The sequence below is a fragment of the Parvularcula sp. LCG005 genome (assembly GCF_032930845.1).
Classification (GTDB): domain Bacteria; phylum Pseudomonadota; class Alphaproteobacteria; order Caulobacterales; family Parvularculaceae; genus Parvularcula.
Map to the genome: position 1 here is coordinate 1,043,129 of NZ_CP136758.1, position 12,995 is coordinate 1,056,123.

The following is a 12,995-nucleotide window of genomic DNA, read 5'->3' on the forward strand; positions in this document are numbered from 1 at the left end:
AAACAAAAAAGCCGCCCCGATGGTGATCGGGACGGCAAGGTTTCCCAATGGAGGGAGGATCAAGTCAACGATATTGCTGAACGCGTGTGGCCCGAAGGCCCTGCATCCCATATCGATCAATTGCGCGTTCCCATGACGCGTACTCTTCGGCAGTCAGATTGTAGCGCTCGCAAGCACTCTCGAGGTTCAGGAGACCTCCTCTGACAGCCGCCACAACTTCGGCTTTTCGCCGGATCACCCACCGCTTGGTTGTTACAGGGGGAAGATCTGCAATTGTCAGCGCGGTTCCATCAGGCCCAATAACATAGGGCTCACGGTTCCTTACTGCACTCTGTGTTGCGAACATACCAACCATACTATTTACGCCACTCCGTGGTTGTTCTTCGGACTATGCATTCCTTCTACATGGCGCATCTGAAAAAACGCCTAAGTCCATTGGTAAAAAAACTGTTATACTTAACAAATAATATTGGAAGTATTTTGATCGAATTTGCACTAAAGGGTATTTGTCACGCCCTCTTGTGGCTCAATTAATTCTCAGGAAAACCTTTCAAGTCCATGAAATGGCTTGGAAATAGGTATTTCCTCTGAGGGCGGGTTTCGAGTCGGGCAAATATTTCGCGTCATCTGTATTTGAGATAGTGTCCCGCAGTGGGGCATCGCGGTGCTGAGAGCGACTTGGCACGTGCCAACTGCCCCCAAATTTTTTTACGGTGATTTTCCAGCCTCAGATGCTTGCCGACGGATTGAATGGAATGCCCGTAAAAGGGGTAAGTTTTTCATAAGGTTACGTCGCGCATAACCTTACCCGTAAATAAACCCTGAAGCTTTACCCTAGGTTTGCACCTGTTTTGCTAACAGGAAAATCAAAGAGATTGAGAGGGGCATAATATGGGGCATCGCTGCATTGTCGCGCTATGCGCTGCAGTCGGTATGGGCACAGGCTCATCCGCCTGGGCGCAATACACGATGAATGCCGGCGTGAGCTTCAATGGTTATGTGACGCCCAGCAATCCCTATTTGACTGCCGACAGTACCACGGACGGCGGGACGTCCTGTGATACCGATGCCGACCCTTCTGCCGCCGATCAGAACGCTTCTGACCCAGCGACGTCTTGCGTCGATCAGCCCGAAGAAGAGGGGCTGAGCACCGACCTTGCCGACGATCTGGATGATGACGACGCGTCTGACGAGGACGAAGAGACAGACGCCGATGCAGAGGACGAGGAGGTCTCGGAAGAGGAAGAGGCCGAAATTCTGAAAGAAGCCGCCGCCCTGACCGCAGCACAATCCGCCGTAGAGCAACGCAAGGAAATGGTCGCGCAGTTCCGCGCGCGTCAGGACGCGATCCGCGCCCGCCACATCACCATCGTTGAGGAAACGATGGCCAAGGGCCGCGAACGTCGCTTCGCGTCGAATGGCTCATCCTGACAGATCTCGCCGTTAGGGGACGGCCTGATCCGCGTGTGGATCCAGGCTGTCATCACGTGTGAAGGAGGCCGGCGGCGCCGATGATGGCACGCCGGGGGTGTGCCAAAGGGCGGTGCCAATGTCACAGCCACTCCCTACAGCCGAGGCGTGTTTCCCTAACATCTCTACCCCGGCAAGGATTCACTGCTGGCTATATGTCACCGTGTCTCTTACCGTTGCCTGATCGGGGCTAGACTAGTGCCGAATCAAGAGGGGAATATCTATGTTGAAATCTGTTTTGGCAGCGGCGTCGGCCGTCTGCGTGATGGGCGTTGCGGGCGCAAGCGCCGCCGTCATCGATTTCGAGGGTTACGCAGCGACGACCGATACTCTTTATCCGTCGCCTCTTATCGAAGACGGATATCAGTTGATCGGCAACGGCGCCGGCAACGATTACTATGTCGTTGGATCGACCTCGTCCGGATACTCGGGTTCAACGGCCGTGATCCCTTTTGGCAATGAAACCCACACTTTCAGTGCCATAGATGGCAGCGCCTTCAATCTGGTGAGCATCGACCTGATCGAGAACAGCTGGGCGCAAAACATTGCCGGCTCCGTCACGTTTACCGGAGTTTTTGCCGGGGGTGGCACCATCGACCAGACCTTTATGACCGATGGAATCTTCGGGCCGGAAACGTTCTTCTTTTCCGGGTTCAGCGGTCTGGTCTCGCTAGTTTTTACTTACACTGAACTCGATATATACGAGGACCGACCCCAGATCGATAACCTGGTCGTCGAACCCGTGCCGGTGCCTGCTGCCTTGCCGATGTTCGGGGCCGCCCTTGCCGGGATTGGCTGGTTTCGCCGACGGGCGTCTCGCCCATAGCCAACGAGCGGCAAGTTTCGGCCACTTTTTCAACGGGGCCGCGAGCATCGCTTCGCGGCCAATGTCTCATTGGGACATATCTCGCTTTCAGGGGACAGCCTGATCCGCGTGTGGATCGAGACTGTCATCACGTGTGAAGGAGGCCGGCGGCGGCATTGGCCCGGTCTCCTCTGCCTTGCCGCGGTCAATCGTGCCTTCAGCGCGAATTCTGGGCAGGGCGCCAGGATGGTCATGCTGCAGCCAGGAAATCATCTCTTCACGGATGAAGCAGCGCAGATCCCAGGCCTCGGGCGATGTCCGCGCACTGGCCAGCGCCCGGATCTGGATGATCTGGTTATCGGCCTCCACGACCTGCAGATTGACGACATTGCCGTCCCACAGCTTGGTGCGCTTGCAGATCTCCGTCAGCTTGTCCCGCATAGCCCCCACGGGCGCGCGATAGTCTACCGACCAGAAGACACTGCCGATGATCGACGCGTTCTGCCGTGTCCAGTTCTGGAAGGTGTTCTCGGTGAAATAGGAGATGGGTACGACAAGGCGGCGCCAGTCCCAGATCTTGATGACCACGTAAAAGAGCCCGATCTCTTCGATCCAGCCCCACTCATTCTCGACCACGACGGCGTCATCGATGCGGATCGGCTGGGTGAAAGCGATTTGAATCCCAGCGATCAAGTTAGCGAGAACGGGCCGGGCGGCGATACCCAGCGCCAGACCGGCGATCCCAGCCGACGCGAACAGGCTGACACCGATCTGCTTGACCCCCGGAATGAGGGTGAAGGCGGCCGCCAAGGTGATAAGACCCCCCAGAACAACCCACACCCGACGCATGACATCGAGACGGGTCGCCAGCTTGCGGGCCGCCAGATTATCCGCCTCGGTCAGGTTGAGCCGGGCCAGTCGCCGTTTCAGCAGCGCATCGACCACTGTCGTCGCTGCCCAGCCAATAGCGATCGTGAAAAGCACCCGAGAGGAGACGTGGAGAAAAGAGCGCCAACCGTCGCTCACCTCGACATAACGCGCCAGAACGGACGGGAGCAGGGCGAGCGCGATGCCGATCAGGGCGAACAGGATCGGGGGCCGGAATCGGCGGACCCAGCGCGTTGTCACCCGTTTGATGTGCTCGTGGTCAGTCGTCATATCGCTGCTCCGCGTCAAATAGGGTCGCCATTATGACGGGGAGGCTAGGGCATTTGTGCGGTGCGGCAAGAGCCGGCCTTATTCGTCGAATTTCTCCAGCATGGAGGGCGCTTCCGGATTCGGCGCGAAATGGCTGCCCAGAAAATAGGGCCAGAGCACGAGGGCAAACAGCGCCTTCGGGATCTGCAGCTTCAGGAAGCCTACGCAAAACAGCCATGAGCTGAACCAGGCAAAAGCCGCAAGGCCGCTGTCCACATTGATCTTCTTCTCAGGCATTGTTTCCCTCCCATGCGCGGCGCGGTTCGTTCTTGCGCGCGAAATCTTCCCGTCTCGATAGGCGCCCAAGGCGCGATCATCGGCTGGAAGGTTGACGTAAGCCGCGCCCGCGCGCAATTGCTCCGTTCGAATTTCGGAGGCTTTCATGCACATCTATCGGTCGCATAATTGTGGCGAGCTACGCAAAGACGATGTTGGTCAGACCGTCAGGCTGTCGGGCTGGGTCCATCGCAAGCGGGACCACGGCGGTCTGTTGTTTATCGACCTGCGCGACCATTACGGCCTGACCCAGCTGGTGGTCGAGCCTGAGGCGCCCTTCTTCGCCGATGTTGAGGCTGTGCGCGCGGAAAGCGTCATCCGCGTCGAAGGCGAAGTCATCGCGCGCGGTTCGGATGTGGTGAACCCCAACCTGCCCACCGGCGAGATCGAGATCCGCCTGTCGAGCTTCGAAGTGATGAGCGCGGCTAGCGACCTGCCGCTGCCGGTCTTTGGCGAGCCTGACTATCCCGAAGACATCCGCATGCGTCACCGCTATCTCGACCTGCGCCGCGAGGGCATGCACGAGAACATCATGCTGCGCTCAAGAGTGATCTCCAACCTGCGCCGCGGGATGGAGAAAAAGGGCTTTACTGAATTCCAGACGCCAATCCTGACGGCGTCGTCGCCGGAAGGCGCACGGGACTTCCTCGTCCCTTCGCGTCTTCATGCGGGCAAGTTTTTCGCGCTGCCCCAGGCGCCGCAGATCTTCAAGCAGCTGATCATGGTGTCAGGCTTTGACCGGTACTTCCAGGTCGCGCCATGCTTCCGGGATGAGGATGCGCGCGCTGACCGTTCCGCCGGTGAATTCTATCAGCTCGATATTGAGATGAGCTTTGTTGAACAGCAGGACGTCTTAGATACGACGGGCCCTGTCGTGCACGACGCTTTTGCCGCCTTCGCCGGTGAGCGCCAAGTCGATCCTTATGAAGATTGGGCTAAAATTAGTTATAGCGACGCTATGCGTTTATATGCCACTGACAAACCAGATCTTCGAATTCCGATCAAAATGGTTGATGTCACATCACATTTTCGTGGCTCAGGATTTAAAGTATTCGCTGACATAGCAGCTCGCGACAAACATCAAATTTGGGCGATACCTGCTCCACAGGGTGCGAGCAGGGCTTTCTGCGACCGTGTCGACAAATGGGCGCGGAGCGAGGGCCAACCGGGTATGGCCTACATTATGTTCAACGACAGTGACGGACAGGGTCCAGTGGCCAAAAATATTGGTCCGGATCGAGTCAGGTTTCTAGGGGAGAAACTCGGTCTTAAGTCGGGTGATGCGTGTTTCTTCGTGGCGGGAGTGCCGTCAGAGTTCAGTGCATTCGCTGGAAAAGCGCGCGTCAAGATCGGTTTGGATTTGCATGAACTCGGGAAAACCTACTTCGGAGGACTGCCCTACTTTGAATCAAATAGATTCGCATTCTGCTGGATTGTCGATTTTCCAATGTATGAGTGGGACGAAGAGCACAAGAAGGTGGAGTTCGGTCACAACCCATTTTCTATGCCACTAGGTGGTTTGGAGGCATTCGATACGTTCGAACCATTGGGGATTCTCGCGCAGCAGTATGACCTCGTCTGCAACGGCTATGAGATGGCATCAGGAGGTGTGCGGAACCACCGTCCGGACATCATGTATAAGGCGTTCGAAGTCGCAGGCTACGGCCCTGAAGTCGTGGAAGACAAATTCGGCGGTATGCTGAATGCGTTCAAATATGGCGCACCACCCCACGCCGGCGTCGCCTATGGTATTGACCGTATCGTCATGCTCCTCGCGGAAGAAGAAAACATCCGTGAAGTGACAATGTTCCCGCTGACGCAAGGGGCGGAAGACCTGATGCTCGGCGCGCCGTCGGAGGCGTCCCCGGAGCAGCTGAAAGATATCCATATCAAGGTGGTCAAACCGATCACCGAGAAAAAGGGCTGAGATTGAATGGGGCTGCTTCGGCAGCCCCTTTTTTATGCGGTTCCCGTGCCCTGTGGGTAGGGCGGTGTATGTTCGAAAAGTGTTTCCAGGTCCCCGTCGACCGACAGCACGAGCTCGTCAAACGGATCGACAGGGCCGTCGGTGTGAGGAATGGTTCGGGCGATCCGGACAAGCTCGAGTTTGGTGCGAATTTCACACAAGGAGGCAGCCTGGTGATTGATCGCCTCATTGATGATCCAGACATTGGCCATTCGAAGATTCTGGACGCGTTGATAGGCCCAGACGGGCATCTGCACGTCACCCATCATCGTCTCTTCCAGCGCAGCCAATTCCCTGCCACTTTCCCTGAATTGTTGCACGAGCGCCTGAAGCGAAGCCAGTCGGCTCGCCAGATGGGCGTCAGTGGCAGGAGTCGGCGGCATACAGATCAGTCTATCGGTCTTGGCGAATATCTAATATGGCGCAAAGCCAGCTTCGCTTTTAGTCCCGTCCTCTCGTGACGAGATCATATAGGGCGCTACATCGATGAAACATGCAATGATTATAGGCAGGAGATAGAGCCATGGCGATTGAAACCAAGACAATCACTTATGAATTTGCCGGCAAGGCATTCGACGCAGTCGTTGCCTATGATGATGAGGCTGACGGCCCACAGCCGGGCGTGATGATCTGCCACGCCTGGGGTGGGCGAAAGGGACATGAAGAGGCAACGGCGCTGGCCATTGCCGAGATGGGCTATGTCGGATTTGCCGCCGACATTTACGGCGTTGGTGTTCGGGGGGAGACCACAGAAGAATGTCAGGCCCTGATGACACCACTTGTCGAAGATGAGGCCGAGCGCCACGGGCGTCTTGCTGCCGCCCTGACGGCGATGAAGGGGCTCGACGAGGTGGAGTCTGATCAAACGGCGGTGATCGGCTACTGTTTCGGCGGGCTGTGCGCACTCGACATGGCACGGATCAATGCCAAGATCCTTGGCGCGGTCGCGTTTCACGCCATCATCAAGAATCAGGGCGTTGTGGCAAATGATCCCATCAAGCCCAAGGTCATCGCCTATCAGGGCTATGATGATCCGATGTCACCGCCCGAGGATCTGAAAGCCTTCAGCGACGAGATGACCGAACGAAACGCCGACTGGCAACTCGTGACGTTCGGTGGTGTGAAGCACGCCTTCACCAATGTCGAAGCGAACAATCCCGATCTGGGGACGATCTATAATGAGGGCGCGGCGCGTCGTTCGTGGGTCAGCTTCACAAACTTCCTCGAAGAACTCTTTGTCTGACAAAAGAAAAAGGCCGCACCCGGACTGAGTGCGGCCTTTACTTTCCGGGTGCAGAAGGATTTACAGCGGGCGGACGACAAGCCGGTTGTTCACGGCCTGGATCGGCCGCGCATTTTCGCCCATCAGTTGCTGGAACGCGCGGATCTGTGCGATGCTCGCCGTCACGGGCTGACGCACCACGTGCCAGTTCACGCCTTCAGAGCAGGGCGGCGTCGTGAGCGACCCCTGATAGCGATAGACGTCAAGATTGGCCGGCAGCAATTTCGACGGGTCGAACTGATAGGTGTCGCGAGACAGGCTTTCCAGCACTGCATTCAGGTTCGGATTGCTGGCGCCTTCTTCAAACAGTACGCCGAGGACGAGCAGCTCACCATTTTCGTCCTTGTGCACGAAATGCATTTCCATCGGGTAGTGCTGACCGTTGATGGTATGCTCCGATGGCGTGTGGAAGTGGAATTGCGCCAGGTGATAGCGGTTGCGGCCGTTGGACAGGCTCAAGCCGCCGGTCGTGTTCACCTGTACGGTGTGGCCATTATTGACGGTTTCGATAAAGGCCGGGCGGTAGTCTGCCTGAATCATCACATCACCAGCCGCATTGGCCGTGCTCAGATCGATCGGGGACTGCATGGTTCCCGTCGAGCATGCTGAAAAGTCATGGGACATGGCGGCCCAATAGTCCGGACCGCTCTCACCGGCATAGGTCCAGTGGGCCGGATCGTGATGCGCGTTCTTCGCAGATTTCTGGCCATTGTCGCCGTGATCACCGGCGGGTTGGCCATGACCGTCATCCTTCGGTGCGGCGTGCGCTGTCACCGGTGATGCTTCGTGCCCAGCGCCATGTCCATCAGCGGGCGGGACAGCCTCATAGCTTTCATTTTCACTGCCCTGGGCCGAACAGGCGGCGATAGCGGCGGTGGCGGCGACGAGCAGCAGTCTGAAAGCATTTGGGGACATAAGCACAATCACAATGGTTGAAGAGCAGGGCGTGCTCTTCGTATCCCAAGGTGTTTCCCGGCCCGTTAAGAGACGCGGTTAAAAAATCGCTGATCCTGTTTGGCGGATTGAATTCAACGCCTTGGGGCTCATCCCTTGCCGCATGCTGGCTGCAGGCTTGACCGGGGCGACATCCTGGGGCAGCCCTCTGTCGCATTTTCCTGCGCGGCGGGGCTTCGCAAAGCGCCAGAAGCGGGGCACATGCTCGCACGAGCTGTCGGCCTCCTCCAGCGTCCCAAACGTCCATTCCGGATCAGGTCCGCCGCCCAATGATAGCAAAGAAGGATGGTTTTCCCATGAAAGCACCTGTTACCGTCACCGTTACCGGCGCCGCCGGCCAGATTGGCTACGCGCTTCTGTTCCGCATTGCGGCGGGCGACATGCTCGGCCCGGATCAGCCGGTCATTCTCAATCTGCTCGAAATCCCACCTGCGATGAACGCGCTGCAGGGTGTGGTCATGGAGCTCAATGACTGTGCCTTCCCATTGCTGCACGGCATCAACCCGACTTCAGACACCAATGAAGCCTTCAAGGATTGCTCATACGCACTGCTCGTCGGCGCGCGTCCTCGCGGCCCGGGCATGGAGCGCAAGGATCTCCTGTCTGCCAATGGTGCGATCTTCGGTCCTCAAGGCAAAGCCCTCAATGACCACGCCAAGCGCGACGTGAAGGTTCTGGTTGTCGGCAACCCTGCCAACACCAACTCCCTGATCGCCCAGGCCAATGCGCCGGATCTGGACCCTAAATGCTTCACGGCGATGATGCGTCTCGACCACAATCGCGCCATCAGCCAGCTGGCTGAAAAGACTGGCGCCGCGACGACCGATGTGGACGGCATCACCATCTGGGGCAATCACTCCTCCACCCAGTTCCCGGACCTCTACACAGCGACTGTGAACGGCAAGGCGGCGATGGAGCTGGTCGAGGACGACTGGTACAAGTCGACCTTCATCCCGACTGTCCAGAAGCGCGGTGCAGCCATTATCGAAGCGCGCGGGGCGTCATCTGCGGCCTCCGCTGCATCAGCTGCCATCGACCACATGCGCAACTGGGCGCTGGGCACTGAGGGCGACTCCTGGGTGTCCATGGGCGTGCCATCCGATGGCTCCTATGGGATCGAGCCGGGGATCATCTTTGGCTACCCCTGCCGCTGCAAGGACGGCAAATACGAGATCGTCCAGGGCCTGGAGGTGAATGCCTTCGCTCAGGAGAAGATCGCCGCCACCGAAGCGGAGTTGCGCGAGGAGCGTGACGCCGTCGCCGACCTTCTTGGCTGATCGGCCGGTCGAATCAATTTGGAAAGCCGGCCCTCTGGGTCGGCTTTTTTTTGGGGAATGGCTCGGCCAAGCGCCTGATTCATCGTTCAAAAGAGCGTTTGGAGCCCGTCCGTACCGTTAATCGGCAAATGCGCGCTATGGTTGCAAGTCTTAACTGTTGCTGCGTTGCAACAAAAGCGCCCCTATCTGGGGAAATCACATTTTTCGCACTGTTTTGAGGTGTATTAACCTTAACGCCATCGTTTTGTTTGATACCGATTTGCGTTAATCTTGTTGAAAGTCGCGTTGCGCCTTTCACACCTGGACAATCAAGGGGTCCGTTATGAAACTTTTGACTAAACTCGCGAGTATCGCTGCAGGGTGTGTTGCTGCAGCAAGCGTTCAAATGGCTGCCCAAGCCGCTCTCGTTGTATCGAGCCCAGATGCATCGACAACCCTGACACCAACGAATTCCATCACGTTCGACAATGACGACATGGCCGTTGGGTCTTTCACTGATGTTGGCTTCTTCACGGTCGGCGACGACGTGACGTCAAGCTTTGGCGGCATCGACGTACGCTTCTCCAACGGCTTTGCCGCTGGCGTGCGCAACATGATGATGTCATTTGACGTCGGTGGTACGATCTACAACTTCTCCGTCACGAACAATGCCGGCGTTCAGATCCTCGACATGTTCCCGCTGACGCTCGTCCCTGGTACTATCGTCAAGCTGACGGTGAAAGGTACAGTGTTTGAGAACTTCGGTCAGCAAGCCAACTACAATATCGTTCTGGCGGCACAGCCCATTCCAGTGCCAGCTGCAGGTCTCTTCCTTCTGACGGGTCTCGCTGGCTTTGCCGGTCTGCGCATGCGCAAGAAGGCTTCTGTCTGATTCATTCGTTTCCAGACTGACTTCAAGGGCCGCTTTCCTAGCGGCCCTTTTTTTATGTCCGCGGTGCATCGCCCATGAAAAAGCCGCCCCGGGGGGCGGCTTTGCCGTTGTGGATATCTCTTTCGATATCAAAGTTTCTGGTTGAACTCGCCGACTTCCGGATATTCCGCCAGGACTTTTTCAATTTCCCGGAACATCGCATTGCGATTTTCCTCGGACACCGGGCTCTCGACCACGACGACCAGCTCAGGCTTGTTGGATGAGGCGCGGACGAGGCCCCAAGTGCCATCTTCAACGGTGATGCGCACGCCGTTCACGTCATTCACATCGCGGATCTTCTGACCGATAAGGCCGTCGACGCCTTTGAAATGTGCCACAATCTTGTCGACGATGGCGTATTTCTTGTCGTCATCACAATGCGGCGACATGGTCGGCGACTGGAACGTGTTTGGCAGGGCCTTGCGAAGGTCAGCCATGGATTTGTCCGGGTTGCGATCCAGCATGCGCAGGACGGCAGCTGCGGCCACCAGACCATCATCATACCCACGACCGTACGGCGCGTTGAAGAAGAAGTGTCCGGACTTCTCAAAACCGGCGAGGGCGCCGATTTCGTGGCTGTACCGTTTGATATAGCTGTGGCCGGTCTTCCAGTATTTGGTATCCGCCTTGTTTTCCATCAGCACGGGATCGGTCATGAACAGGCCGGTCGATTTGACGTCGACGACAAAGGTCGCGCCGGGGTGCTGATCTGAAAGATCGCGGGCAAGCATCACGCCGATTTTGTCGGCGAAGATCTCTTCGCCTTCATTATCGACAACACCGCAACGATCGCCATCACCGTCAAAGCCCAAGGCCAGATCGGCCCCGTGTTCGCGCACGGCTTTCTGCATCTCGTGCAGCATCTTCATGTCTTCAGGATTCGGATTGTATTTCGGGAAGGTGTGATCGAGCTCCGCATCCATCGGAATAACCTCAACACCCATCCGCTCCAGCGCTTCGGGGGCAAACGCGCCCGCCGTGCCATTGCCGCAGGCGGCGATGACTTTCAGCTTGCGGGAGATTTTCACGTCTTTCACCACATCAGCGATGTAGCGCTCGCGCATGCCTTCAACCCAGACATAGGCGCCGCCGTCGCGGGTCTTGTACTCGCCGTTCAGGACGATGTCCTTCAACCGGCCCATCTCGTCCGGTCCGAAGGTGAGGGGTGCTTCAACGCCCATCTTGACGCCGGTCCAGCCGTTTTCATTGTGGCTGGCCGTGACCATGGCAACGCAGGGAACGTCGAGTTCGAACTGGGCGAAGTAGGCGACGGGCGAGAGTGCGAGGCCGATGTCATGCACCTTGATGCCGGCGCTCATCAGGCCGACCATCAGGGCCTGCTTGATGGAGATCGAATAGCCGCGGAAATCGTGGCCCACCACGATCTCAGGGCGTTTGCCCATTTCGTGGATCAGTGTGCCAAGCCCGGCGCCGAGCGCCTGAATGCCCAGAAGGTTGATCTCCTTTTCGAAGACCCAACGCGCATCGTATTCGCGAAAGCCCGTGGCTTTCACCTTCGGCGTGATTTCATATTCCAGCGTGTTGGGCTGAAGATCGGCAAGGGGTTTGGGCAGCATAATGGTCCTCTATAGATTTAATCGGAAGGTACTGTTCCGCGTCGTGGGGGCAAGACCTCGCGAGCATTTCCCGCTCAAATTGCACAGAAAACTTGACGAATAGTGCGGTGACGCGCTGGGCTGTCCCTATCACTACCACGTTTCAAAGAAGGAGCCGCACATGGCCGTCGCAAAAGTCACCGAAATCATCAGTTCTTCGAAGAAAAGTTTTGATGATGCGGTCGAGCAGGGCATCGACCGTGCCAACAAGACCCTCAAGAATGTCGAAGGCGCCTGGGTTCAGGACATGAAAGTCACCGTGAAGGGCGGCAAGATCGATGAGTACCGCGTGGTGATGAAAGTCACCTTCGTGCTGGCCGACTAAACGGAAACGCCCGACCGAATGAACGGCCGGGCGTCTCGCTCTCCCCCGGGTCAGCCTGAGAGATCAGACTGATTTCGCTTTGCGCCGGGCAGCGGCCACGCCGCCAAGCCCGGTCAGAAGAAGGATGCCAGCTGCTGGAACGGGCACCGTTTCATCTGGCAGGCCTTCGAAAATGGACATGGTGGCGGTCAGGCCAGTTGCGGTCTGGTTCTGGCGTGACAACATATAGTCGCCGTAATAGCCGCCATAAACGCCGTAAAATCCATAATATTCCAGCAGGCCGCCGCTGACGCTGTTCACGATGATTTCCTCAGCCCCTGAGAAAATGTCGGCGCCAAAGTTGAAGGTCATGATGCCTTTATACTGCTCGCTCTCAACCGGCGCGCAGACGGAGCAGATCGAAGCAATGACATTGATGACCGGGCCGAACTGGGACGTCACCGTCAGGGACGATGCGATGCTTGATGAAACCACGCCGCTGATCGTCGTGCCGCCGGTCGAATTGTACTGAACGACCGGCACCGGGCCGCCGAACGGGTTAGTTGTCATGAGGTCGACGGCGGTGACTGTCCGCGTCTCTGTGTCGACCGTAATCGTGCCCGACATCGTCCCGGCGCTACCGCCAGTGGCATTGTAGATCGACCCTTCAGGGCCTCTGGCAGACTTGAAGTCGATATCCAGTGAATAGGTCACCGTGGCGGCTTGTGCCGCGGCACCCAGCGCCAGGGTGGCAAGAGCGGCGGTAAGCGCAGTTTTGATTTTCATTTGGGTTTCCTCTCGAACGCAAGACACGAAGATCGCCGCCAGCTAGCGCTTGAAAGGAGCTCAGCTCAATCTCCTGAACAGGGTAGATAAATCGTTAAACTGCTCTTTTTCTTCTGTTTATTTGAGCGCTGCGTGTATTGCCGCTGGGGTTA

General features: G+C 57.4%; 14 protein-coding genes. 7 read left to right on the forward strand and 7 right to left on the reverse strand.

The features are described from left to right. Positions 1–64: 64 nt before the first annotated feature. The gene (locus tag RUI03_RS04850) at positions 65–346 is read right to left on the reverse strand and encodes a DUF1153 domain-containing protein (RefSeq protein ID WP_317289634.1); all 282 of its coding nucleotides are present in this window, start codon (positions 344–346) and stop codon (positions 65–67) included. 545 nt (positions 347–891) lie between these two features. Here RUI03_RS04850 and RUI03_RS04855 point away from each other — a divergent pair. Both RUI03_RS04855 and RUI03_RS04860 read left to right on the forward strand, forming a co-directional pair. Then, positions 892–1,431: a hypothetical protein gene (locus RUI03_RS04855; RefSeq protein ID WP_317289160.1), complete on the forward strand. Its 540-nt coding sequence runs from the start codon at positions 892–894 to the stop codon at positions 1,429–1,431. A 262-nt stretch (positions 1,432–1,693) separates the two neighbouring features. Then, positions 1,694–2,296, forward strand: a complete 603-nt coding sequence (locus RUI03_RS04860; protein WP_317289161.1) for a hypothetical protein — start codon at positions 1,694–1,696, stop codon at positions 2,294–2,296. 87 nt (positions 2,297–2,383) lie between these two features. Here RUI03_RS04860 and RUI03_RS04865 read toward each other — a convergent pair whose 3' ends face one another. Together RUI03_RS04865 and RUI03_RS04870 are read right to left on the reverse strand one after the other, a co-directional pair. Then, entirely contained in the window at positions 2,384–3,433 is a 1,050-nt protein-coding gene (locus RUI03_RS04865; RefSeq protein ID WP_317289162.1) for a mechanosensitive ion channel family protein, read from the reverse strand. A gap of 78 nt (positions 3,434–3,511) precedes the next feature. Further along, positions 3,512–3,856, reverse strand: a complete 345-nt coding sequence (locus RUI03_RS04870; RefSeq protein ID WP_317289163.1) for a hypothetical protein — start codon at positions 3,854–3,856, stop codon at positions 3,512–3,514. Here RUI03_RS04870 and aspS point away from each other — a divergent pair. Continuing rightward, entirely contained in the window at positions 3,855–5,675 is a 1,821-nt protein-coding gene (gene aspS / locus RUI03_RS04875) for an aspartate--tRNA ligase (RefSeq protein ID WP_317289164.1), read from the forward strand. The genes RUI03_RS04870 and aspS overlap by 2 nt on opposite strands. A gap of 32 nt (positions 5,676–5,707) precedes the next feature. On the opposite strand, the gene RUI03_RS04880 is transcribed toward aspS, so the two are convergent. Beyond that, positions 5,708–6,097, reverse strand: coding sequence for a hypothetical protein (locus RUI03_RS04880; protein WP_317289165.1), 390 nt, complete (start codon positions 6,095–6,097; stop codon positions 5,708–5,710). A 140-nt stretch (positions 6,098–6,237) separates the two neighbouring features. On the opposite strand from RUI03_RS04880, the gene RUI03_RS04885 reads away from it, so the two are divergent. Continuing rightward, a complete protein-coding gene (locus RUI03_RS04885; RefSeq protein WP_317289166.1) occupies positions 6,238–6,957 on the forward strand; it encodes a dienelactone hydrolase family protein in 720 nt (239 codons plus the stop codon). Between the two features lie 60 nt (positions 6,958–7,017). On the opposite strand, the gene RUI03_RS04890 is transcribed toward RUI03_RS04885, so the two are convergent. Further along, positions 7,018–7,911 carry a carbonic anhydrase gene (locus RUI03_RS04890; RefSeq protein WP_317289167.1) on the reverse strand — a complete coding sequence of 298 codons (894 nt, stop codon included), beginning with the start codon at positions 7,909–7,911 and terminating at the stop codon, positions 7,018–7,020. Positions 7,912–8,246: 335 nt separating this feature from the next. Here RUI03_RS04890 and RUI03_RS04895 point away from each other — a divergent pair, with 335 nt between their 5' ends. Next, positions 8,247–9,227, forward strand: coding sequence for a malate dehydrogenase (locus RUI03_RS04895; RefSeq protein ID WP_317289168.1), 981 nt, complete (start codon positions 8,247–8,249; stop codon positions 9,225–9,227). A 322-nt stretch (positions 9,228–9,549) separates the two neighbouring features. Next, positions 9,550–10,098, forward strand: coding sequence for a VPLPA-CTERM sorting domain-containing protein (locus tag RUI03_RS04900; protein ID WP_317289169.1), 549 nt, complete (start codon positions 9,550–9,552; stop codon positions 10,096–10,098). Between the two features lie 128 nt (positions 10,099–10,226). Here RUI03_RS04900 and RUI03_RS04905 read toward each other — a convergent pair whose 3' ends face one another. Continuing rightward, positions 10,227–11,714 (reverse strand): phosphomannomutase/phosphoglucomutase, encoded by a 1,488-nt coding sequence (locus tag RUI03_RS04905; protein ID WP_317289170.1) that lies wholly within the window; start codon positions 11,712–11,714, stop codon positions 10,227–10,229. 160 nt (positions 11,715–11,874) lie between these two features. Here RUI03_RS04905 and RUI03_RS04910 point away from each other — a divergent pair, with 160 nt between their 5' ends. Continuing rightward, positions 11,875–12,078 (forward strand): dodecin family protein, encoded by a 204-nt coding sequence (locus tag RUI03_RS04910; protein ID WP_317289171.1) that lies wholly within the window; start codon positions 11,875–11,877, stop codon positions 12,076–12,078. 63 nt (positions 12,079–12,141) lie between these two features. Here RUI03_RS04910 and RUI03_RS04915 read toward each other — a convergent pair whose 3' ends face one another. Next, positions 12,142–12,843: a VPLPA-CTERM sorting domain-containing protein gene (locus tag RUI03_RS04915; RefSeq protein ID WP_317289172.1), complete on the reverse strand. Its 702-nt coding sequence runs from the start codon at positions 12,841–12,843 to the stop codon at positions 12,142–12,144. Positions 12,844–12,995: the final 152 nt, after the last annotated feature.

What these genes read in the sequence shown, in the direction of transcription:
- aspS (WP_317289164.1), top strand. Translation starts at nt 3,855, where the DNA reads ATGCACATCTATCGGTCGCATAATTGTGGCGAGCTACGCAAAGACGAT.
- RUI03_RS04885 (WP_317289166.1), top strand. Translation starts at nt 6,238, where the DNA reads ATGGCGATTGAAACCAAGACAATCACTTATGAATTTGCCGGCAAGGCA.
- RUI03_RS04855 (WP_317289160.1), top strand. Translation starts at nt 892, where the DNA reads ATGGGGCATCGCTGCATTGTCGCGCTATGCGCTGCAGTCGGTATGGGC.
- RUI03_RS04905 (WP_317289170.1), bottom strand. Translation starts at nt 11,714, where the DNA reads ATGCTGCCCAAACCCCTTGCCGATCTTCAGCCCAACACGCTGGAATAT.
- RUI03_RS04915 (WP_317289172.1), bottom strand. Translation starts at nt 12,843, where the DNA reads ATGAAAATCAAAACTGCGCTTACCGCCGCTCTTGCCACCCTGGCGCTG.
- RUI03_RS04910 (WP_317289171.1), top strand. Translation starts at nt 11,875, where the DNA reads ATGGCCGTCGCAAAAGTCACCGAAATCATCAGTTCTTCGAAGAAAAGT.
- RUI03_RS04850 (WP_317289634.1), bottom strand. Translation starts at nt 346, where the DNA reads ATGTTCGCAACACAGAGTGCAGTAAGGAACCGTGAGCCCTATGTTATT.
- RUI03_RS04900 (WP_317289169.1), top strand. Translation starts at nt 9,550, where the DNA reads ATGAAACTTTTGACTAAACTCGCGAGTATCGCTGCAGGGTGTGTTGCT.
- RUI03_RS04895 (WP_317289168.1), top strand. Translation starts at nt 8,247, where the DNA reads ATGAAAGCACCTGTTACCGTCACCGTTACCGGCGCCGCCGGCCAGATT.
- RUI03_RS04860 (WP_317289161.1), top strand. Translation starts at nt 1,694, where the DNA reads ATGTTGAAATCTGTTTTGGCAGCGGCGTCGGCCGTCTGCGTGATGGGC.
- RUI03_RS04870 (WP_317289163.1), bottom strand. Translation starts at nt 3,856, where the DNA reads ATGAAAGCCTCCGAAATTCGAACGGAGCAATTGCGCGCGGGCGCGGCT.
- RUI03_RS04865 (WP_317289162.1), bottom strand. Translation starts at nt 3,433, where the DNA reads ATGACGACTGACCACGAGCACATCAAACGGGTGACAACGCGCTGGGTC.
- RUI03_RS04880 (WP_317289165.1), bottom strand. Translation starts at nt 6,097, where the DNA reads ATGCCGCCGACTCCTGCCACTGACGCCCATCTGGCGAGCCGACTGGCT.
- RUI03_RS04890 (WP_317289167.1), bottom strand. Translation starts at nt 7,911, where the DNA reads ATGTCCCCAAATGCTTTCAGACTGCTGCTCGTCGCCGCCACCGCCGCT.